17 protein-coding genes and 1 pseudogene are annotated in these 21,066 nt (G+C 69.2%); 9 read left to right on the top strand and 9 right to left on the bottom strand.

Translation table 11 applies throughout. The features are described from left to right. Positions 1–114 precede the first annotated feature (114 nt). Positions 115–1,011: a homocysteine S-methyltransferase gene (gene mmuM, locus IG04_RS0121885; RefSeq protein WP_030478546.1), complete on the top strand. Its 897-nt coding sequence runs from the start codon at positions 115–117 to the stop codon at positions 1,009–1,011. Between the two features lie 48 nt (positions 1,012–1,059). Here mmuM and IG04_RS0121880 read toward each other — a convergent pair whose 3' ends face one another. The 6 genes and pseudogenes from IG04_RS0121880 to IG04_RS48810 form a co-directional block, all read right to left on the bottom strand. Beyond that, positions 1,060–2,340, bottom strand: a complete 1,281-nt coding sequence (locus tag IG04_RS0121880; RefSeq protein ID WP_030478545.1) for a ricin-type beta-trefoil lectin domain protein — start codon at positions 2,338–2,340, stop codon at positions 1,060–1,062. Positions 2,341–2,369: 29 nt separating this feature from the next. Next, on the bottom strand, positions 2,370–3,647 hold the full coding sequence (locus IG04_RS0121875; protein WP_030478544.1) for a CE1 family esterase: 1,278 nt from the start codon (positions 3,645–3,647) through the stop codon (positions 2,370–2,372). A gap of 69 nt (positions 3,648–3,716) precedes the next feature. Then, positions 3,717–5,024: an extracellular catalytic domain type 1 short-chain-length polyhydroxyalkanoate depolymerase gene (locus IG04_RS0121870; RefSeq protein ID WP_030478543.1), complete on the bottom strand. Its 1,308-nt coding sequence runs from the start codon at positions 5,022–5,024 to the stop codon at positions 3,717–3,719. Then, the gene (locus tag IG04_RS0121865) at positions 5,021–6,394 is read right to left on the bottom strand and encodes a glycoside hydrolase family 43 protein (RefSeq protein ID WP_030478542.1); all 1,374 of its coding nucleotides are present in this window, start codon (positions 6,392–6,394) and stop codon (positions 5,021–5,023) included. Before IG04_RS0121865 ends, IG04_RS0121870 begins: the two co-directional genes overlap by 4 nt. 77 nt (positions 6,395–6,471) lie before the next feature. Next, positions 6,472–7,155: an endo-1,4-beta-xylanase gene (locus tag IG04_RS48815; RefSeq protein ID WP_338043557.1), complete on the bottom strand. Its 684-nt coding sequence runs from the start codon at positions 7,153–7,155 to the stop codon at positions 6,472–6,474. Positions 7,156–7,173: 18 nt separating this feature from the next. Next, a pseudogene (locus tag IG04_RS48810) lies at positions 7,174–7,654 on the bottom strand (endo-1,4-beta-xylanase); the annotation flags it as partial. A 456-nt stretch (positions 7,655–8,110) separates the two neighbouring features. On the opposite strand from IG04_RS48810, the gene IG04_RS0121855 reads away from it, so the two are divergent. Then, entirely contained in the window at positions 8,111–9,478 is a 1,368-nt protein-coding gene (locus IG04_RS0121855; protein WP_084401127.1) for a glycoside hydrolase family 6 protein, read from the top strand. A gap of 49 nt (positions 9,479–9,527) precedes the next feature. Here IG04_RS0121855 and IG04_RS0121850 read toward each other — a convergent pair whose 3' ends face one another. Next, positions 9,528–11,900 carry an RICIN domain-containing protein gene (locus IG04_RS0121850; protein WP_084401128.1) on the bottom strand — a complete coding sequence of 791 codons (2,373 nt, stop codon included), beginning with the start codon at positions 11,898–11,900 and terminating at the stop codon, positions 9,528–9,530. Between the two features lie 277 nt (positions 11,901–12,177). Here IG04_RS0121850 and IG04_RS0121845 point away from each other — a divergent pair, with 277 nt between their 5' ends. From IG04_RS0121845 to IG04_RS0121820, 6 genes are all read left to right on the top strand, one after another. Beyond that, a complete protein-coding gene (locus tag IG04_RS0121845) occupies positions 12,178–12,933 on the top strand; it encodes a FadR/GntR family transcriptional regulator (RefSeq protein ID WP_084401129.1) in 756 nt (251 codons plus the stop codon). A gap of 141 nt (positions 12,934–13,074) precedes the next feature. Further along, positions 13,075–14,115, top strand: a complete 1,041-nt coding sequence (locus IG04_RS0121840) for a LacI family DNA-binding transcriptional regulator (RefSeq protein ID WP_030478538.1) — start codon at positions 13,075–13,077, stop codon at positions 14,113–14,115. A gap of 170 nt (positions 14,116–14,285) precedes the next feature. Next, positions 14,286–14,846, top strand: coding sequence for an SGNH/GDSL hydrolase family protein (locus IG04_RS0121835; protein ID WP_030478537.1), 561 nt, complete (start codon positions 14,286–14,288; stop codon positions 14,844–14,846). Between the two features lie 31 nt (positions 14,847–14,877). Next, on the top strand, positions 14,878–16,326 hold the full coding sequence (locus tag IG04_RS0121830; RefSeq protein WP_084401165.1) for a glycoside hydrolase family 62 protein: 1,449 nt from the start codon (positions 14,878–14,880) through the stop codon (positions 16,324–16,326). A gap of 63 nt (positions 16,327–16,389) precedes the next feature. After that, positions 16,390–18,021 carry a glycoside hydrolase family 27 protein gene (locus IG04_RS0121825; protein ID WP_030478535.1) on the top strand — a complete coding sequence of 544 codons (1,632 nt, stop codon included), beginning with the start codon at positions 16,390–16,392 and terminating at the stop codon, positions 18,019–18,021. Beyond that, the gene (locus IG04_RS0121820; RefSeq protein WP_030478534.1) at positions 18,018–19,946 is read left to right on the top strand and encodes a family 43 glycosylhydrolase; all 1,929 of its coding nucleotides are present in this window, start codon (positions 18,018–18,020) and stop codon (positions 19,944–19,946) included. The genes IG04_RS0121825 and IG04_RS0121820 overlap by 4 nt, the downstream gene beginning before the upstream one ends. A 10-nt stretch (positions 19,947–19,956) precedes the next feature. On the opposite strand, the gene IG04_RS0121815 is transcribed toward IG04_RS0121820, so the two are convergent. Continuing rightward, on the bottom strand, positions 19,957–20,280 hold the full coding sequence (locus IG04_RS0121815; RefSeq protein WP_051770383.1) for an anti-sigma factor family protein: 324 nt from the start codon (positions 20,278–20,280) through the stop codon (positions 19,957–19,959). Positions 20,281–20,361: 81 nt separating this feature from the next. Continuing rightward, positions 20,362–20,778 (bottom strand): IS200/IS605 family transposase, encoded by a 417-nt coding sequence (gene tnpA / locus IG04_RS0121810; RefSeq protein ID WP_084401131.1) that lies wholly within the window; start codon positions 20,776–20,778, stop codon positions 20,362–20,364. A 23-nt stretch (positions 20,779–20,801) separates the two neighbouring features. On the opposite strand from tnpA, the gene IG04_RS0121805 reads away from it, so the two are divergent. Continuing rightward, positions 20,802–21,066, top strand: a 265-nt coding sequence (locus tag IG04_RS0121805) for a hypothetical protein (RefSeq protein WP_211257790.1), incomplete at its 3' end; no start/stop codon positions are given.

The following is a 21,066-nucleotide window of genomic DNA, read 5'->3' as shown; positions in this document are numbered from 1 at the left end:
CGGCGCGCACACGCGGAGGCCCCCGAAGATCGTCCCGGAGGGGTGCGCGACACCACGGCGGAGCGGCCGTCGCGCACCCCTCCCCTTCATTTCGGTGGCCGTAGACTCGCCGGGGTGGAACTGGCAGAGGCTTTGGCGCGCAGGGCGGTCGTGCTCGACGGCGGGATGTCGACGGTTCTGGAACTCGCCGGGCACGACCTGTCCGACGAACTCTGGTCGGCCCGGCTGCTGCTCACCGACCCGGACGCCGTGCGAGCCGCGCACCTCGCCTACTACCGGGCGGGCGCCGAGGTCGCCATCACCGCGAGCTACCAGGCGAGCTTCGAGGGCTTCGCCCGCCGCGGCATCAGCGCGGCCGAGACGGCACGGCTGCTGCGCTCCAGCGTCGAGCTCGCCCGGTCCGCCGCGTCCGAAGTGGACGGACCCCGCTGGGTCGCGGCGTCGGTCGGCCCGTACGGCGCGGTGCTGGCCGACGGCTCGGAGTACCGCGGCCGCTACGGCCTGAGCCGGCCGGAGCTGGTCCGCTTCCACGCCTCTCGCGTCGAGACGCTCTGCGAGGCCGGCCCGGACGTGCTCGCGGTCGAGACCGTCCCCGACGTGGACGAGGCCGAGGCCGTGCTGGAGGTGGTGCGCGGCAGCGGCGTGCCGGTCTGGCTCTCCTACACCGTGCGCGGCGACCGGACCTGCGCCGGGCAACCGCTCGAGGAGGCGTTTGCCGTCGTGTCCGGTGTGGACGAGGTCATCGCCGTCGGCGTGAACTGCTGCGCACCGGAAGACGTGGCGGGCGCGGTCGCCGTGGCCCGCCGGGTGACCGGACTGCCGGTCGTGGTGTACCCGAACAGTGGTGAGCAATGGGACGCGGCGGCGCGGTCGTGGTCGGGGGACGGGGGCGGGTTCGCCGCGCAGGCCGAGGGGTGGGTCGACGGCGGTGCCCGGTTGGTGGGCGGGTGCTGCCGGACCGGGCCGGACGCGATCGCGGTGCTGGCGGAAGGGCTCGCGGCGGCAGGGTGAGAGGGCTTTCACCGACCTGGGGCGGTGAAAGCCCTCCGTTCGACCGGCCTACACCTGCGACCAGCGCTGGTTCGCGCCTCCGTGGCAGGTCCACACGATCGCGGCCGTCCCGTTGGCGGTGCCGGCGCCGTTGACGTCCAGACACAGCCCGGTCTGGGCGTTGCCGATCGTGCCGCCTGCGTTGACGTTCCACTGCTGGTTCGCGCCGCCCTGGCAGTCCCAGAGCCGCACCGCGGTGCCCGCGGTCGCGTTGCCGGGAGCGTCCAGGCACTTGCCCAGGACCTGCAGCGTCTGGCCGGTGCGGGTGAACTGCTGGTTGGCGTTGCTGTGGCAGTCCCACACGACCATCGGGGAGCCGTTGGCCGTGCCGGCACCGCTCACGTCCAGGCAACGGCCCGAGGCCTCGCCGCGCAGCCGGAACGTGGTCGGGGTAGGAGTGGTGCCGCCGGTGAAGAACCTCCAGACCTCGGTCTTGACCCAGCTGCGGGCTCCGCTCTCGCAGCCCGCGCAGCCGTCCACCGGTCCCTGCTGGTGGCCTCCGTCGAAGGGCGCCCACACCACCGGGTACCCGGCCCGGCAGCCCGCGTAGGTGGTGGTGATGTGCGTGCGGCTGCCCGCTGCCGGTTCCGGTGCGTTCTGGGACCGGCAGCCGTTGTTGCGCACCCACCTGTCGCGCTGGCCGCGGCCCGAGCCGATGTTGTCGCCGATGCCGTGGATGCCCATGAACGCGACCGGTGCTGTACCGCCCGCGCACCCGCTGATCTCGCCGGGGCTCGCGATGGCGGCGATCGCGCGGAAGACGTTCGGCCGGGAGCACGCGAGCGAGATGCTCATCGCGCCGCCGTAGCTGAAGCCGAGAGAGAAGCGCTGCGTGGTGTCGACGCAGAGGTCGTTCTCGATCCGGCGCAGCATGTCGTCGACGAAGGTGACGTCCTCGCCGCCGGAGTTGGCCCAGCCGTTGCCGATCCCCTGCGGCGCGACGAAGATCGCGGAGTTGTTCGCCAGCCGCCGCAGGCCGTAGTGGGCGTAGACGTCGCCGTCGCTCCCGCCGGAGGCGACGTCGTTCATCGTGCCGCCCCACCAGTGGAAGCCGAAGACCAGCCGGTACTGCCGGGTGTTGTCGTAGTTGTCCGGGACGCTCAGGACGAACGACCGGGTCTTGCCCCCGCTCTGGATCGTCTGCGTGCCGCTGCGCAGGGTCGGGGCCTTGCCGCAACCCGGGGTCGCGGCGAGAGGTGTCTGCGGGCCGGCGGCAGCGGTGCTGACGCCGGAGAGGACGAGCGTGGCGACGGCCACCGCGGTGAGCCACCACTTCTTGTGCTGGTGCATGGGTTTGTTCGCGCTCCCCGTAGTGGCGGTCAGGCGACTGAGCACGTGTTGCCGTTGAGGCTGTACGACGCCGGCGCCGAGTTGTTGCCGGTGTGCGTGGCCTGGAAGCCGACGGTGATCGACGCGTTCGGCGCGATGTCACCGTTGTACTGGACGTTTCTCGCGGTGACCTGCCCGGAACCGGGGGAGTAGGTGGCGCTCCAGCCGGACGTGATCGTCTGCCCGCCGGGCAGCGTGAAGACCAGTGACCACCCGCTGATCGTCGCGGAACCGGTGTTCGTGATGGTGATGTTCGACGTCAACCCGTTGTTCCAGGCGCTGATCACGTTGCTCACGCGGCAGGCCGCGTCGCCGGGAGGCGGGGTGGTCGTGGTCGTCGTGGTGGTGCTCGTCGGGCCGCCGCCGCCCGCGAACTGGGTGATGAACTTCCACGCCTCACCGGACGTCCAGGTCCGCCAGCCGTCACCGCCCGAGTCGATCGGACCCGGCGTGTGACCGCCGTCGAACGCCGCCCACACCACGGGGTACCCCGCACGGCAGCCGCTGTAGTTCGTGACGATGTGCGTCCGGCTGCCCGCACGCGGTTCGAGAGCGTTCTGCGGCGTGCAGCCGTTGTTGCGCACGAACGTGTCGCGCAGTCCGCGGCCCAGGCCGATGCCGAGCACGTTGTCGCTGATGCCGTGGATGCCCATGTAGCCGATCGGCTGGGTGCCGCCGTCGCACCCGCTGAGCTGCGCGCCCGAGTAGGCGACCACCGCGCGGAAGACGTTCGCGCGGGCACAGGCCACCGCGTACGACATGCCGCCGCCGTAGCTGAAGCCACCGGCGAAGCGCTGCGTCGTGTCGACGCACAGCCCCGAGTCGAGGCGGTTGACCAGGTCGTCGACGAACCTCAGGTCCTGGCCGCCGGGGTTGGCCCAGCCGTTGCCGTTGCCCTGCGGCGCCACGAAGATCGTGCCGTTGTTCGCGGCGTCGGAGAGCCGCCGCAGCCCGTAGTAGGACCAGTTGTAGCCGTCGGTGCCGCCGGAGTCGACGTCGTTCGCGGTGCCGCCGCGCCAGTGGAAGCCGACGAACAGCCGGTACTGGCGGTTGTTGTCGTAGTCGGGCGGCAGCCGCAGGATGAACGAGCGGTTCTGACCACCGCTGTTGATCGTGTGCTGGCCGCTCGTCAGCGCCGGTGGCTTGCCGCACCCCGCCGTCGCCGCCGCGGTGCCGGTCTCCCCGGCGCCCAGCGCGATCCCCGCCGCGCCCAGGAAGACCACGGCGCTCGCGACGGCCGCCGCGAGCACGGACCTATGCCGGGACATGGCAGACCCCTTGTGCAGGTGGAACATCGTCGTCCCCTTCGCTCGTCACGCTTCCAGTGGTGTGCGTGGTCAGCTCACGGCACAACGCACGCCGTTGAGCGTGAATCCGTCCGCGGGTGCGCTGTTGCCCGTGTGCGTGGCCTGGAAGCCAATGGACACCTGGGCGGAGGGCTGGACCTGCGCGTTGTAGCCGACGTTGCGGGCGGTCACCTCGCCGGTGGCGGGGGAGTAGGTGGCACTCCAGCCACCCGTGACGGTTTGCCCGCCGGGCAGCGTGAACTGCAGCGCCCAGCCGTTCACCGGTGTCGAGGACGTGTTGGTGATGGTGATCGTCTCGGTGAGGCCGGTGTTCCAGGCGTTGACCACTGCCTTGACCGAGCAGCCCTGAGACGGCGGCGGTGTGGTCGTGGTCGTCGTCGTGGGCGGGCGGTCCAAGCCGAGGAAGGTGATGGCGTGCGCGACCATCCCCGCCGTCGGCACGTCGTGCCCGGTGCCCTGCGCGCTGATGCCCTCGACGACGGCCGGCGTGCCGGTGCCGTAGCGGGTGCGCGTCCAGTTCGGCTGGGGCTGGTCGGTGGTCGCCGGTGTCCTGCTCACCCCGTGCACGTTCGTCCACTGGTCGAGCGCCTCACCGAAGTTCGGGTACGCCAGCGTCGTGTCGGAGGTGCCGTGCCACAGCTGCATCCGCGGGTAGCGCCCGGTGTACCCGGGGTACATCGCCCTCGCCTGGTCTCCCCACTGCTGCGGGGTCTTCAGCAGGGTCCCGCCCGAGCACTGGCTGTTCCACATCGACCCGTCCGTCGTCGCGAAGCAGCCCGCCGGGACACCCGCGAAGGCCGCGCCGGCGCTGAACACGTCCGGGTACTGGGCGGCCAGCACGTTGGTCATCATCGCGCCGGACGAGATGCCCGAGACGACGATGCGCTCCGGGTCGACGTTGTAGCGCTGGCGCGCGTACGACACCATCGACATGATACCCGTCGAGTCACTGCCTCCGTTGCGGCGCAACGCGTTCTGGGTCGACACGTCGAAGCAGTGCCCGTCCCTCGTCGCCTCCGGGTAGATGATCACGTACCCGTTGCGGTCCGCGGCGGTGACGTAGTCGCGTCCGCCGCCGTTGTGCACCGCGCTCGCGGAACCGGTGCAGTAGTGCACCATCACGAGCAGGGCCGGGCGTTCCGCGAGCCTGTCCGGCGCGTAGACGTACATGTTCAGGCCGGTCGGGTTGGTGCCGAAGTTCGTGACCCGCACCAGGGACGCGGCCTGCGCCGGCTGCGGCACGAGTGAGATCGCCACCGCCGCGACCAGCACCAGCACGGCCGCGATGATGCCGGCAAGACTGAGCCCGTCGAGGCTCGTCCGGTTCGCGTTGCTCATGACGAGCTCCCTCCGCTGAACTGCCACCAGTTCATGTTGAGCAGATAACCGCTGCCACCGCTGAACCTCAGGTAGAGGTCACGCGTGCCGGTCAGCCCGCTCACCGGGCAGGTGACCGTGGTCCACGCCTGCCAGCCGCCGGTGCTGGGCACGGTGCAACGGCCGGCGAGAGTGCCCGTCGGGCTGCCGCTGCGCACCTCGACGGAGCTTCCCGCGACGGTGGACGCGACGCGGGCGGTGAACGTCGAGGCGCCGTTGCCGAAGGCGACGTTCTTGACCTTGATGTGGTCACCGTTGTTGATGTAGCCGACGTTCATGCCGCCTTCGCTGGAGGCCTCGGTCTCGATGCCGTTGCCCCAGGCGATGGTCTCGGCTTCTTGCCGTGCATAGGGGTTGAGGGTGTCCGCCGCCGGTGGTCCGGCCGTCGTCATGGTGAGGGACGGGATGGTGCCGTCGGCGTTGTAGGTGAACTTCTCGACGGCGACGGAGCGGGTGAAGCCGCCACCGCCGGGCAGGGCGCCGTTGTGGTAGAAGAAGTACGAGCTGCCCTTGAAGTCGATGATGCCGGGGTGGTTGGTGAAGCTGCTGCCCTGCGTGGCCATCACGGTGCCGCGGTAGGTCCACGGCCCCGTCGGTCCGGGGGAGGTGGAGTAGGCGATGAACTCCGAGCAGCACTTGGCGGCGAAGACGTTGTAGTATAGGCCGTTGCGCTTGTAGACCCAGGGACCTTCCTCGTAGAGGGTGGGCCGGTTCGGGTCGCCGGTGCGGGTGCCGAACCCGGCCGTGGTGAGCGGGATCCTGGTGATGCCGCCCGAGTAGGACGTCATGTCGGCGTTGAGGCGGACGTAGGAGAGGTTGGGGTTGCCCCAGTACAGGTACGCCTGACCGCCGTCGTCGATCATGACCGAGGGGTCGATCTCGCCGTTCTCCACCAGGGGCCGGCCGAGGGCGTCGCGGAACGGGCCGGTGGGGCTGTCGGCGACGGCGACACCGATGGCCGGGCGGCCGGTGGCCTTGGTGACGACGGGGACGTACCAGTAGAACTTGCCGTTGCGTTCCACGGCCTGGCCCGCCCACGCGTCCTGTTTCGCCCAGCTGAACGAGGCGATGCTCAGGGGAGAACCGTGGTCGGTCCAGTTCACCATGTCGGCCGAGGACCAGACCCGCCACTCCTTCATGGTGAACCAGGTCGAGCCGTCCTCGTCGTGGCCGGTGTAGAGGTAGACCCGTCCGTTGTGGACCAACGGCGCCGGGTCGGCCGTGTAGATGTGCTGCACGATCGGGTTGTCCGCCCTCACCGGCGAGACCACCGTCAGGATCGTGCCCACCACCAGGGCGATGCTCGCCCAAAGCCTTCGTGTCTTGACCATCTTCTTCTTCCCAGGGCAGGGCGCTCCGGCGAACGGTCACCCGTTCGCCGGAGCTTGCCGGTCGTGTGGCTCGGGAATCAGCTCGCGTTGCAGGCCGGGTTCAGCCCGGCTCCGCTTCCGGTGCCCTGGAAGCCGAACTCGGTGGACTGGCCGGCGGGCACGTTCCCGTTGTAGTCCACGTTGGACCAGTTGACGGCTCCGCTGGTGCCGCTGCGGTTGGCACTCCAGGAACCGGTGACCGTGCCGTTCGACAGCGTGGTGGCGACGCTCCAGCCGCGCAGGGCGCTGGAACCGGCGGTCACCTTGATCGTGGCGACGAAACCACCGTCCCACTGGTTCAGCGACACCGACGCGGTGCAGCCGCCCGGGCCGGGGCCGTTGCTCGTCGTCGTTGTGGTGGTCGTCGTGGTCGTCGTCGGGCCCGGACCACCACCCGCGTTGAGCGCGTCCAGCACGGAGTTGTAGGCGGCCTTCTTGTTGCCGTTGCCGTCGAACAGCAGCGGGGTGCCGGAAGCGCGCCACGAGTCGGTGTCGCGGATGCCCCACACGGTGATGCCGGTGCACCGCGCCACGGCCAGACAGGCCTGGGTGACGTTCCGGTAGTTCTGGGCCTGCGAGGTGCCGGAGCCCTCGATGTCCAGTTCGGTGATCTGCACGTCGACGCCGAGGTTGGCGAAGTTCTGCAGGGTGGTCTGGTAGTTGGAGGGAACCGGGCTCTGCGAGTTGAAGTGGGACTGTAAGCCGACGCAGTCGATCGGCACGCCGGTCGGCGAAGGCCTCGTTCACCACGTCCCAGGCGTAGATCTTGCCCCGGTAGTAGCTCGCGACCTGCGTGACGTGGTTCAGCATCGCGTTGCGCAGCGCCGTGCCGGACATGTTCTGCATCCAGCCGGGCTGCTGCGAGTGCCACGCCAGCGCGTGTCCGCGGATTCGCTTGCCCTGGTTGCGCGCCAGGTTGACGATCCTGTCGGCGTTGCCGTAGCTGAACTGCCCCTGGTTCGGCTCGGTCGCGTCCATCTTCATCTCGTTCTCGGCCGTGACCATGTCGAACTCACGGTTCAGGATCCCGGTGTAGGTCGAGTCACCGAGTCTGCCCGCGGCGACTGCGGTACCGAAGTAACGACCGCTCTGCTGGGCGGCCGCTCCGAGGGTGGTCGCCGCGTTCGCGGCGGGAGGTGCGATCAGGGTGGCGCCGATTACCACTGTCGCGACCGTGGCAATGATCGGGATCAGAGCCACTGACTTCGATGTCAGTCTCATCATTCACGCTTTCGCAGGAACACCCGTTGCGGGGTGTGATGGACGGGGTCAGCTCATGAGGTCCGGTGCGCCAGTGCCGGATCCCGTTGAGTGACAAGGAGTGTCTCAGCTCCCTGTTCACGCTCACAAGAACGCACTGTCGAATTCGACAGCAGGTTGACTCGATCGGCGTACGAATGTAGGGGAGCGCTCCCAGTGCAAACGTCAAATCGTTTGAACACGGCCGTCGAACGGCATTGAAACCGCATTCGGCTAAAGTTAGCGCTAACATTTTTAGCGTTGACGGACCGGTGTTCCGAGGCTACGTTGACCCGAACTCGTATTCGCTTTTCGCGATGCCGGTCCGAAGCGGACCGAGTGCTCGGCTGTGCGCCGCACGATTCGCGCACGGTCTGTGAGAGCGCTCTCATGCATCGCGCCCCCTTTCCCCATGGCAACGACGCTGCGAGGACCTGAATGACAGCAACTGTTCCGTCCCGAGAAGACACGACGGCACCGAGGAGGCGGGCGGCGGGCGCGTGCCTGTTCGCGTCCGCGCTCGTCGCCGGGGTCACCACCCTGGTGGTCAGCGGCGGCACGACCGTCAACGCGGCGGAGTCGGCCTTCTACACCGACCCGTCCAGCTCGAGCGCCAGGTGGGTCGCCGCCAATCCGGGAGACTCGCGCGCGGCGGTCATCCGTGACCGCGTCGCGTCGGTTCCGCAGGCGCGGTGGTACACGACGACCAACACGTCGACCGTGCGCTCGGAGGTCAGCTCCTTCGTCGGCGCGGCGGCCTCCGCCGGGAAGATCCCGATCCTGGTGGTCTACAACGTCCCCAACCGTGACTGCGGAGGACCCAGCGGCGGCGGTGCCTCCTCCCACGCGGCCTACCGGGCATGGGTGGACGAGGTGGCGGCGGGACTGGCGGGTCGTCCCGCGACGATCGTGCTGGAACCGGATGTGCTGCCTTTGATGACCAACTGCCAGAGCGCGGACCAGCAGAACCAGACCAAGGCGTCGATGGCCTACGCCGGCAAGAAGCTCAAGTCCGGCTCCGGGCAGGCCAAGGTGTACTTCGACATCGGGCACTCCGCGTGGCTGACCCCGGCGGAGGCCGCGAACCGGCTGCGCGGCGCGGACATCTCCAACAGCGCCGACGGCATCTCGACGAACGTGTCGAACTACCGCGCCAGCTCCGACGAGGTCAACTTCGCCAAGAACGTGCTCAACGCCGTCGGTGACAGCCGCCTCAAGGCCGTGGTCGACACGAGCCGCAACGGCAACGGCCCCGCCGGCAGCGAGTGGTGCGACCCGCCGGGACGCGCGATCGGCACGCCCAGCACGACGAACACGGGCGATTCGAAGATCGAGGCGTTCCTGTGGGTCAAGCTGCCGGGTGAGTCCGACGGCTGCATCGCGCCAGCCGGTCAGTTCGTGCCGCAGCGCGCCTACGAGCTCGCGATGGCGGCGGGCCCGATCACCACGACGACGACCACCACGACCACGACGACCACCACGGGCGGCGGCAACCCGGGCGGCTGCAAGGCGACCCACCGCGTCGTCAGCCAGTGGCAGGGCGGCTACACCGGCGAGATCGTGATCGAGAACCGCGGCCAGGCGATCAACGGCTGGACGTTCTCGTTCGCCGCTCCCGGCGTGTCCGTCACGCAGGGCTGGAACGGGACGTGGACCGACACGGGCGGTGAGGTCCGCGTGGCGAACACGGCCTGGAACGGCTCTCTGGGCGCCGGTGCGCAGCTGAGTATCGGGTTCAACGCGAACTACAACGGTGGCACGCCTCCGTTCTCGTCAGCGGTGCTGAACGGCGTCGCCTGCTCCTGAGGGCGATGAGTGAACGGGTCCCCGCACCGGCCGGTGCGGGGACCCGTTCTCAGCCGCGCAGGCTCCACTGCTGGTTCGTCCCGCCGTGGCACGGCCAGAGGTGGATCAGCGTGCCGTTCGCGGTGCCGTTGCCGCTGGCGTCGAGGCACAGCCCCGACTGCGCGCCGGTGATGGTGCCGTCACCGTTGACGTTCCACTGCTGGTTCACGCCGCCGTGGCAATCCCAGAGGATCGCCGCGGTGCCGTTGGCGGTTCCTCCGCCGGAGGCGTCGAGGCACTTGCCCTGCACGGTGAGCTGCCTGCCGGCGGTGTGGTTCCAGCGCTGGTTCGTGCCGCCGTTGCAGTCCCAGAGCCTTGCCTGGGTGTTGTTGCCGGTGCCGGCGACGTCGAGGCAACGGCCCGACTGGCTGCCGACGACCGTGACGTTCTCCCGGCCGCCTCCGCTACCGCCCGGCCCCGCATTGGCGATCACGGCCTGGGCTCCGGACGGCCAGTTGCCGCCCGGGACGACGACGTTGCCGTTGACCACGTTGCCGCGGTCGCCGTTGGTCACGTTGGTGCTGTTGTTGGTCGACCAGTTGCCGGTGAGGGTCCAGTTGCCCATGTTCTCGCCGCCCCAGTAGTTGGCGGTGGCCCACGTGCCGGTGGAGGAGAAGACGTTGCCGGTCGCGCGGTAGTACTTGGAGCCCTCGTCGAAGTAGAGCCCGAACCATCCGTTGGTGCGCACGCAGTGGTTGCCGCTGATCTCCGCGTTCGGGTTCCAGGCGAGCGTGTAGATGCAGCCGCCGTCGGTCATCTGCTGCATGACGTCGTGGACGTAGTTGTTGATGAGCTTGTTGTTGGACGCTGTGGTGGGCGTGGAGTACCGCGGCTGGTAGTCGTACAGACCGCGGTTCGCGTAGTGGTTGCTGCCGCCTGCGTCGTTGGCGCCCCAGCCGTAGCCGAGGGACAGTCCGGAGTACGGCATGTTGTAGATCTCGTTGTGGGACACGGTGGCCGTGCTGACGTAGGTGTTGAGCACCGACACGTTGCCGCGGTACTCGACGGCGATGTCGTGGATGCGGTTGTGGCTGACCGTGATGTTCCGGTTGACCATCCGCTGGTCGCTCGGGTGGTGCGCGTCGGCTCGCACGCCACCGACCACGACGCCGCCCGCCGAGTTGCGGGCGATCTCCGACCTGGTGATCGTGACGCCGGACGCGCCCAGTCCCACCCCGCTGGCGTGCGCGTTGGCGTCGTTGCCGATGCCGATCGCGGTCTGGCCGAGGTTGACGAACTGCGAGTCGGTGAAGGTGATGCCGCCGGCCGCCGAAACCTGTACCGCCGCGGGCATCTGGGACCAGTGCGGCCGCGCCGCCTCGAACTGCGCACAGCCCTGCTGGCACGAGTTGATGCGGTCGGCCGGCCAGTTCTGGTTGCCCGCCAGGTAGGCGCCGGTCTGCTGGTCGGCGAACCCCTGGTTGCTGCTGGGGCCGAGCCACGACGTACCGGTGAACGTGATGCCGGCGAACGTGATGTCGCGCGCCGGAGCGTCGTAGGTGCCGCCGACGTTGACCAGTGACTGCAGCACCGGCAGTTCCACGCTGACGTTGCTCATGTTCTGCCCGGCGAGCGGGATGTAGTAGAGCGCGCCCGCGCCGGGGTTGAGGTACCACTCGCCTTGCGCGTCGAGGAACTCGTACGCGTTCGCCAGGTACAGCGGTCCGGCCCGGTGCGGCTTGCTGAGCGTGTCGTAGCCGAAGGTGTTGTTGTTCCACGCGGGTTGTTGCATCGTGAGAAAGTTGCCCGCGATGCTCTGCACCGGCGAGTAGCGGTCGGTGAACGAGTTGACGCTCTCCACCTCGACGCGGTTCTGGTTCGCCAGGTTGTTGAGGTAGTTCAGCGAGCTGTTCGAGAAGCGCATGCCGGTGTCGGTGAACGTGAAGTCGGCGCGGTTCACCAGGGTCCGCGCGCGAGTGGCGATCGCACCGTTGACGTACAGCTGACGGCTTTCCACGCCGGTGCCGACGCCGGCCCGCCAGATGTTCCTGCCGGCATCGGCCAGCGACCACCCGGTGACCGCCCTGGCGCCGCTGATGACGGGACGCGCCGACGCCGCGGCCTGCCACAGCACGCGGTACCCGTTGCTGCCGGAATCCGCCGCGGTGAGCCGGAACGGCGCGGTGAGCCGGTAGGTCCCGCCGGCCAGTTCCACGACGATGTCACCGGACATCGACGTGTTGCGGGACCGCACCGCGGCCTGCGCGCCAGGTAACGAGCACGGCGCCGTGGCGGAGCAGGCGGCGCCGGTGCCCGACGGAGAGGCGTAGAGGGTCGTGGTGGCAGCGGTCGCCGGGGGAGCGGTGGCGAGGGCGGCGATCACCGCTGCCGTGGCAGCGAGTGCGATCCACCCGCGTACAGCGGGGAACGAGGACGTGGACAAGTGACCTCCTGGTGGTGTGGCCTGATCACCTCTCCCGCTGCGGCGGACGGGACAGCTCGTGTCCTGTGTGGACGTTCGGGTTCGTCGTGCCGGCCGGAGGAATTCGCGGCGACGGCACCGTGGAACGGGGCGTGCGGACGGGTCTCCGTGGACGGGAGGACCGGGCGTCCGGGCCGGTTCAGGAACAATCCGAACGTAACTCGTATGACGTGTGACGTCAATGGTGTTACGTATACTGTCGGGTCCTGGCAACAGGTTGCGGCACAACGGAGGCGAGATGTCGGAGCAGGGTGCGGCGGAGATCCCTGGATGGACGCGGAGACCAGCGAGCCTGGCCGCCGCGGTCACCGCCGAGCTCGTGCAACGCGTCGTGCGCGGTACCTATGCCCCTGGCACCACGCTCCCGCCCGAGCCGGTGCTGTGCGAGACCTTCTCGGTGAGCAGGACGGTGATCCGCGAGGCGGTGAAGGTCCTGCAGGAGAAGGGGTTGGTGCGGGTGCGCCAGGGCGCGGGCACCACGGTCACCCCGATGGCGCAGTGGAACATGCTCGACGAGCTGGTCCTCGCCGCCGCCGTCGCCGGGGACGAGAGCCTCGCGATCCTCGACGACCTGGTGGTGACGCGCCGGTTGCTCGAGTCGGACATGGCACAGGTCGCCGCGCGCACCGCCGATCAGGCCGTCCTGGACCGGTTGCGCGCCCTGGTGGACCGGATGGACGAACTCGTCGGCGACACCGCCACCTACGAGGAGCACGACCGCCTGTTCCACGACACGATCATGCAGGCCTCGGGCAACCGCATCGCCCGCGGCGTGGTGCGCTCGCTGGAGAGCCAGGTCCTCGGCTCCGCCGGTTACCACGGCCGCAGCGGCAGGGACATGTGCAAGGCGTCCAACAAAGGGCATCGCCGCATCTTCGAACGCATCGCCGCCCACGACGGGGCCGGTGCGGCGCAGGCCATGTTCACGCACATCACCGAGGCTTGGCTCGTGCGCCGCGGCGAGGCAGGCGACCCCGGTCGCCTGAAGCGGTAGAGCGCTCGGTCGCCGGACGGTCCCTCCGCCAGGACCGTTCGGCGGAAGGCGCGTGACCACAACCAATTCGTGGAACATCCGGCTGGAACGCGGTCGGGCCCGTACGGCACGGGAGGCGGATCTGCGGTGGGACGAACTCGCGTGACCCTGGCCGACGTCGCGGCGGCGAGCGGGGTGTCGGTGACGACGGCATCGCTCGTGCTGACCGGACGTGCGCGCGAACTGCGCATCTCCGAGGACGCCGAACGGAGGGTTCGGTCGACGGCCCAGGAGTTGGGCTACCGGCGCGGCACGCTGGTGAGCGGACCACGTCCGGGACCGTCGCGGACGATCGGGCTCGTGCTCGACACCGTCACCTCCTCCGGCCTGGCGGGCGAGGTGGTGAAAGGCGCGGTGGAGGCCGCCTACGGGCACGGCTTCATGCTGTTCGCCGGGGAGACCGGCGGGGACCCGGGACTCGAGCGGTCGCTGGTCGAGGCGATGCGCGACCGGCGCGCGGACGGCATCGTTCTCGCCACCACGCACACGAGGGCGATCGCGGTGCCGGAACGTCTGCACCACGGGCCCGCCGTGCTGCTCAACGCGACCGCCGGCACCCGCTCGGCCATTCCGTCGGTGGTGTCCGACGAGGTGCAGGGCGGACGTTCGGCGGCACGCCTCCTCGTTGATGCCGGGCACCGCCAGGGCGTGCACCTGATCGGCGCGGGACCGGGTTTCTACGATGTCCCGCCCCACAGCATCGCGGCCGTGCAGCGCCTCATCGGGATGCGCGAGGTGTTCGCGGCCGCGGGCGTCGAGGTGGTCAGCGCGCATCGCTGTCCCAGGTGGACACCCGAGGACGGGTACGACGCGACCAGGGAACTGCTGCGCCGCCACCTGCCCAAGGCGCTGGTGTGCTTCGACGACCGCCTGGCGTTCGGGGCCTACCAGGCGCTCGGGGAGGCCGGGCTCTCGGTACCGGGCGACGTCTCCGTGCTCGGGTTCGACGACCACCCCGTCGCCTCGTGGATGCGTCCCCGGCTGACCACCATCGCCCTGCCGCACCACGAACTCGGCGTGCAGGCGGTCGAGGTGCTGGTGGAGATGCTGGGCCGGCGGGGACGCGGGGCCCGCCCTCCGTTGATCCGCCGGGTGCCGATGCCGGTGCGCGAGGGTGGTTCGGTCACGCGGCCGCAGCCGTGAACAGCGTTTGTTCGCGCTAACAGCGCGAAGGCGTCTGGTCGAGTGATGGATGCAGCCGAATGCTGTTCTGCTAAAGGTTAGCGCTCACATTTAGCTTTGACCCGGCGTGACGGGGTCTTCTACATTGCTGGAAGCCGCCCCGCCGCTGACCGCTCGTCGAAAGGCTCATCATGCCGAGCCCGCTCAAAGCGTTGTGCGGTGCGCTGATCGCCATCCTGCTGACCGCGTCTCCCGCCGTCGCCGCCGACCAGTCCACTGTGGATTATCCGGCCGCCTCCGCCGGCCCGGTGCGGGTGATGCCGCTGGGTGACTCGATCACCCAGGGCGGTTCCATCGGCGGCTACCGCCTCGACCTCGGCACGAAGCTGCGTGCCGCCGGACACGCCGCCGACTTCGCAGGCTCGCTCGCGGACGTGTTCGTCTTGACCATCATCCCGATCCGCTTCGCCGACGCCACCGTGCGCGGCTACAACGCCGCCATCGTCCCGCTGCTGCGGGCTAAGGCCGCGGCGGGCAAGCGGGTGCACGTCGTGGACATGTACCCGGCGGTGCCGATCTCCGACCTGCCCGACGGCATCCACCCGAACGCCGCCGGCTACAGCAAGATGGCGACGGTCTGGTTCACCGCGCTGTCGTCGGTTCCGAGCCCCGGCGCCTCGGCGACGTTCGGCTTCCTCGCGTCCGGTCCCGGTGCGGCGGCGGTCGGAACCGCCACCTGCGCCGGCGCGTGATCCCTGCTCCCTCCGACGACGAAGGGTGATCATGTTCTTCGCACGATCGTTCACATCACGACGAGCCCTGCTCACGGCCGTCGCCGCCGTGCCGCTCATCGCGGTGTCCACGCTCGCCGCGGTGGCGGTGCCTCCCGCCGCTGCCGCACCGGGCTGCTCGGTGACCTACTCCGCACCGTCGCAATGGGACGGTGGCTTCACGGCGAACGTCAGCGTCACCAACCTCGGTGACGCCGTCAACGGCTGGACGCTCACCTGGAGCTTCTCCGCCGGCCAGCAGGTGAAGCAGACCTGGAACGCCGAGGCGACCCAGTCGGGGACCGAGGTGACCGTCCGCAACGTCTCGTACAACGCGGCGATCCCCACCGGTGGCCGGGTCGAGTTCGGGTTCAACGGTTCCTCCACGGGCACGGCGAACCCGAACCCCACGGCGTTCACCCTCAACGGAACCCTGTGCACCGGCGATGTCGGCCCCACCACGACGACCACCACGACCACGACCGGCAACCCGCCCGTGGGCAGCCTGCCGTCGAGCTTCCGCTGGAACTCCAGCGGTGTGCTGATCAGTCCGAAGCCGGACGCCACGCACGCGAACGTCGCGGTCAAGGACCCGAGCGTCATCTTCTACAACGGCAAGTACCACGTGTTCGCGTCCACGTACACCAACGGCTACAACCTGATGTACACCAGCTTCAGCGACTGGTCCCAGGCGTCGGCCGCACCCCACTACTACCTCGACCGCTCCGGCATCGGCACCGGGTACCGGGCCGCGCCGCAGGTGTTCTACTTTGCGCCGCAACGCCTCTGGTACCTCGTCTACCAGACCGGGTCCAACGCGTCGTACTCCACGACCACGGACATCGCCGACCCGGCGTCGTGGTCCACGCCGAAGAACTTCTACGCCAACGGGATGCCGCAGATCATCCGCGACAACATCGGCAACGGCTACTGGGTCGACTTCTGGACGGTGTGCGACACCGGGAAGTGCTACCTGTTCTCCTCCGACGACAACGGCCACCTCTACCGGTCGGAGACCAGCCTCGCGCAGTTCCCCAACGGCTTCACCAACACGGTGATCGCCATGCAGGACAGCGACCGCAACCGGTTGTTCGAGGCCGCCAACGTCTACAAGATCGCCGGCAAGAACCAGTGGCTGCTGGTGCACGAGGCGATCGGCACGGACGGCCGCCGCTGGTTCCGCTCCTGGACCGCGCCCTCGATCACCGGTCCGTGGACGGGGCTGGCCGAGAGCGAGTCGAACCCGTTCGCCCGCGCCAACAATGTTACATTCCCAAGTGGACAGTGGACCCGCGACATCAGCCACGGCGAGATGGTGCGCACGAACGTCGACCAGACCATGGAGATCAGCCCTTGCAAGCTCAGTTACCTCTACCAGGGCATGGATCCCAACGCCGGCGGTGAGTACAACCGGCTGCCCTGGCGGCTCGGCCTGCTGACCCAGACCAACTCGACCTGCTGAGTGCGGGACCGACGCCGCCGGGCACGCCCACCGGCGGCGTCACCCTGCGAGAAAGGGGCAACGATGCCCTCCTGGTCAAGGAAACTCACGCACCTCGCCGCCGTCCTGCTGGCGGCGTTGGCGACCGGCACCGCGAACCCCGCCACCGCCGCTCCCGGCAGTCCGGCGCTCACCCCGCCGCTCGGCTGGAACAGCTGGAACAGCTTCGGCTGCGGCATCACCGAGGGCCAGGTGCGCCAGGCCGCCGACGCGATGGTGTCGTCGGGCATGCGCGACGCCGGCTACCAGTACGTCGTCGTGGACGACTGCTGGTTCGACCCGCAGCGCGACTCCGCCGGCAACCTGCGGGCGCACCCGTCGAAGTTCCCGGGCGGGATGAAGGCGCTGGGCGACTACATCCACGGCCGCGGCCTGAAGTTCGGCATCTACCAGGCGCCGAACGAGAAGACGTGCGCGCAGGGCACCGGCGCGCACCCCGGTTCGACCGGCAGCAAGGGCCACGAGGTCCAGGACGCGCGGATCTTCGCGTCGTGGGGCGTCGACTACCTGAAGTACGACTGGTGCTCGGGCGCCGGCACCCGGGACGAGCAGATCGCCCGGTTCACGATCATGCGCGACGCCCTGCGCGCCACCGGCCGCCCGATCGTCTACAGCATCAACTCCAACAGCTTCCACGCTCCCACCGGCGACAGGTACGACTGGAGCGAGGTCGCCGACCTGTGGCGCACCACCGAGGACCTGCTGGACATCTGGCAGAACGGCAACACCAACAGCTACCCGATGGGCGTGGGCAACGTCGTCGACATCACCGCCCCGCTCGCCGTGCAGGCCGGTCCCGGCCACTGGAACGACCCGGACATGCTCGTCGTCGGACGTCCCGGCCTCACACTCACCGAGTCGCGGTCGCACTTCACGCTGTGGTCGCTGATGGCGGCGCCGCTCATGGCGGGCAACGACATCCGCACCATGTCCGCCGACGTCAGCGCGATCCTGCGCAACCAGCGCCTGATCGCCGTGAACCAGGACAGCCTCGGCGCGGGCGGCCGCCGGGTGCGTGACGACGGCGCCACCGAGGTGTTCGCCAAACCGCTCGCGGACGGCTCGGTCGCCGTCGGCCTGTTCAACCGGGGCGGTGCCGCCGCCACCATCGCCACCACGGCCGCCCAGATCGGCCTGTCCGGCGGCAACTTCACCCTGACGGACCTCTGGACCGGTGGCACGTCCAGCACGCCTGGCGCGATCTCCGCCTCAGTTACCGCGCACGGCGTCACCGCGTTCCGGGTGACCGGCGGCAGCCCGCTGCAGAACACCACCTCCCGGTTGCGCGGGGCCGGGTCGAACCGCTGCCTAGATGTCGAGAACGGGTCCACGGCGGCAGGGGCCGCGGTGGTGATCCAGGACTGTCTCACTCCCGCCTCGCAGCGTTGGACGTCCTGGACGAACGGCGAGGTCCGCGTGTTCGGCGACAAGTGCCTCGACGCGTACGACCAGGGCACCGCCAACGGCACGAGGGTCATCGTCTGGCAGTGCAACGGCCAGGCGAACCAGCGCTGGACGCTGGGCTCCGACGGGACGCTGCGCAACACGAACGCCGGTCTGTGCCTCGACGTGGAACGGGCCGCGACCGGCAACGGCTCGAAGCTGGTGCTGTGGACCTGCAACGGCCAGACCAACCAGAGGTGGTCACGATCATGAGGTGGGCTCCCGTGGCGGCGGCGGTGTCCGCCCTCACGCTGGTGGCCGCCGGACTTGCCGCGAGCACGACGGCACAGGCCGCTCCCGGCTGTTCGGTCACCTACACCAAGACCTCCGAATGGCAGGGCGGCTTCGGCGCGTCCGTGTCCATCACGAACACCGGTGACGCGATCACCGGCTGGACGCTCGAGTGGGCTTACGCCTCCGGCCAGCAGGTCGGGCAGCACTGGAACGCCGTGATCACGCAGAGCGGCGGCCAGGTCAGCGCGCGCAACGCCTCCTACAACGGGTCGGTGCCGGCCGGGGGCAAGGTCGAGTTCGGGTTCAACGCCACGTCCGGTTCCGCCAACCCCGACCCGGTGTCCTTCCGCCTCAACGGAACCAGCTGCAACGGCGGCACAGAACCGACCACCACCACACCCCGGCCTGCGTCGTTCAGTAACCCGGTGCTGTGGCAGGACTTCGCGGACATCGACATCATCCGCGTGGGCGACGCGTACTACTACTCGGCGTCGACCATGCACTATTCGCCGGGAGCGCCGATCCTGCGTTCCTACGACCTGGTGAACTGGGAGTTCGCCGGGCACTCCGTGCCACGCCTGGACTTCGGCTCCAAGTACGACCTCAACGGCGGCCGGGCGTACGTGCGGGGTATCTGGGCGTCGATGTTCAACCACCGCAAGAGCAACAACACCTTCTACTGGGGCGGGTGCGTCGACTTCGCCCAGACCCACATCTACACCGCCGCGGCCGTGGACGGGCAGTGGTCGAAGCTGTCCACGATCAACAAGTGCTACTACGACGCGGGAATGCTGGTCGACGACAACGACACGATGTACGTCGCGTACGGCAACACCACGATCAGCGTCGCGCAGCTGTCGGCGGATGGAAAGTCGGAAGTGCGCTCGCAGCAGGTGTTCCAGACGCCGTCCAACATCGGCACGCTGGAAGGCGCGAGGTTCTACAAGCGCAACGGCAGCTACTACATCTGGCTGACCAGGCCGGCGAACGGCCAGTACGTGCTCAAGTCGTCGAGCCCGTTCGGCCCGTACACCGTGCAGCAGGTGCTGCTGAACATGCCCACGCCGATCCAGGGCGGGGGAGTGCCGCACCAGGGCGGCATGGTGCAGACGCAGAACGGCGACTGGTACTACATGGCCTTCGTGGACGCCTATCCCGGCGGCCGCGTGCCGGTGCTCGCGCCGATCACCTGGACCTCCGACGGCTGGCCGCGCGTCACCACCGTCAACGGCGGCTGGGGCGCGAACTACCCGATGCCGAACCTGCCCGCGCCACCGCGCCAGGTCAAACCCATGACCGGGGTGGACACCTTCGACGGCACGAGACTCGGGCCGCAGTGGGAGTGGAACCACAACCCGGACACCACGAAGTACAGCGTCGACAACGGTCTGTGGCTGTCCACCGCGACCGTCACCAACGATCTGTACAACGCCCGCAACACCCTCACCCACCGAATACAGGGCCCGGCCTCGACGGCCACCGTCACGCTCGACCTCGCCTCGATGCGCGACGGCGACCGCACCGGCCTGGCGATGCTGCGCGACTCCTCGGCGTGGATCGGGGTCAAGCGCGACAACGGCCGCAACCGCGTGGCCATGGTCAACGGCCTGACCATGGACAGCAACTGGAACACCACCGGCACCGGCACCGAGGTCGCGAGCGCGAACCTCACCGGCACCCGGATCTGGTTGCGCGCCAACGCCGACATCCGTCCCGGCAGCGGACGGCAGGCCCGGTTCTCCTACAGCACGGACGGCGTGAACTTCACGTCGCTGGGCAGCGGCTTCACGCTGAAGAACGAGTGGCAGTTCTTCATGGGCTACCGGTTCGGCGTCTTCAACCACGCCACGCAGGCGCTCGGCGGCTCGGTAGGCCTGCAGCGCTTCGAGCTGTCCACTCCGTGACAGGTCACAGTTAGCACCAGAACAGCACACCGAGCACCGCACCGGTCACGGCGGCGCCGAGGACCGCCGCCGCCGTGACCACGAGGTGACGCCGCCGCACGGTCCGGACGAGCCGGGGCAGGACGGCGGTGGGCACCTCCGGGCCGTCGCCCAGCACCGCCCACGCCTCCGGCACGCGCGACAGCAGGCCCGTCACCCCCGCGAGCCCGCAGACCTCGCGCTCGCACGAGGCGCACTGCGCGAGGTGCTGCTCGTAGGCCAGCCGGTCCGCGGCCGACAGCGATCCCAGGACGTAGGCGCCGTCCCACTCCCGGAACGGATCCGGTGTGTTCACCTGAACTCCAATCGGGGGGAGGCTGGTCGTTTGCGGCCAGGAGGTGCCGATCGCGGCTTGTCCGGCCCGCGCGGCGGGCCGTCAGTCGGGACGCTTCTGCTGGTCGATGTAGTCCTTGATGAGTGACAGGGGCGCGCCTGCGCACGAGCCGGCGAAGTAGGAGGGTGACCAGAAGTGCTGCCGCCACAGGTATCGGCGGATGTGCGCGGGGAATTCCTGCCGCAGGCGTCGAGAGGAGACGCCTTTGAGACTGTTGACCAGTGTGGACAGGGCCAGGCTGGGCGGGTAGTGCACGTGGTCGGTGTCGCCGTTGAACTCGCGCAGCTCCGCGCCCTGGCCGGCGCACACGTCCCGCATGATCTCCTTGCAGCGGCGCAGGAACTGATCGGTGAACGCGCCATGCCGGTACTTTGTGACGAAGACCAGGTGGACGTGAAGGTGGTGGATGACACTGCGTCCCCTGCGTATGTCGGGGTCGGGTTCCCATCGTGGTGACATGGACCAACGCTATGGTGATCAGCGTGAAGCAGGTTGTGCAGGTGCGGTTGCTGCCGACGCCTGAGCAGGCGTCGGCGCTGGGCGATACCCTGCGCGCCTGCAACACGGCCGCGTCGTGGCTGTCTGAGCAGATGCACACTGCCGGGGTCGTGCGGAAGTTTGATGTGCAGAAGCGCTTCTACGCCGAATTGCGGGAACGGTTCGGGCTGGCCGCCCAGCCGGCGATCCGGGTGATCGGCAAGACCGTGGACGCCTGCACGACCCTGCGGGCCAATCTCAAGGCAGGCA

The sequence above is a fragment of the Lentzea albidocapillata genome, assembly GCF_000719115.1.
Classification (GTDB): Bacteria; Actinomycetota; Actinomycetes; order Mycobacteriales; family Pseudonocardiaceae; genus Lentzea; species Lentzea albidocapillata.
Note: the sequence above shows the minus strand (reverse complement) of the source record. Positions and strands in the feature narration are given on the sequence as shown.

What these genes read in the sequence shown, in the direction of transcription:
- IG04_RS0121875 (WP_030478544.1), bottom strand. Translation starts at nt 3,647, where the DNA reads ATGTCCCGGCATAGGTCCGTGCTCGCGGCGGCCGTCGCGAGCGCCGTG.
- IG04_RS0121880 (WP_030478545.1), bottom strand. Translation starts at nt 2,340, where the DNA reads ATGCACCAGCACAAGAAGTGGTGGCTCACCGCGGTGGCCGTCGCCACG.
- IG04_RS0121835 (WP_030478537.1), top strand. Translation starts at nt 14,286, where the DNA reads ATGCCGAGCCCGCTCAAAGCGTTGTGCGGTGCGCTGATCGCCATCCTG.
- IG04_RS0121845 (WP_084401129.1), top strand. Translation starts at nt 12,178, where the DNA reads ATGTCGGAGCAGGGTGCGGCGGAGATCCCTGGATGGACGCGGAGACCA.
- IG04_RS0121865 (WP_030478542.1), bottom strand. Translation starts at nt 6,394, where the DNA reads ATGGTCAAGACACGAAGGCTTTGGGCGAGCATCGCCCTGGTGGTGGGC.
- IG04_RS0121855 (WP_084401127.1), top strand. Translation starts at nt 8,111, where the DNA reads ATGACAGCAACTGTTCCGTCCCGAGAAGACACGACGGCACCGAGGAGG.
- tnpA (WP_084401131.1), bottom strand. Translation starts at nt 20,778, where the DNA reads ATGTCACCACGATGGGAACCCGACCCCGACATACGCAGGGGACGCAGT.
- IG04_RS0121825 (WP_030478535.1), top strand. Translation starts at nt 16,390, where the DNA reads ATGCCCTCCTGGTCAAGGAAACTCACGCACCTCGCCGCCGTCCTGCTG.
- IG04_RS0121820 (WP_030478534.1), top strand. Translation starts at nt 18,018, where the DNA reads ATGAGGTGGGCTCCCGTGGCGGCGGCGGTGTCCGCCCTCACGCTGGTG.
- IG04_RS0121870 (WP_030478543.1), bottom strand. Translation starts at nt 5,024, where the DNA reads ATGAGCAACGCGAACCGGACGAGCCTCGACGGGCTCAGTCTTGCCGGC.
- IG04_RS0121830 (WP_084401165.1), top strand. Translation starts at nt 14,878, where the DNA reads ATGTTCTTCGCACGATCGTTCACATCACGACGAGCCCTGCTCACGGCC.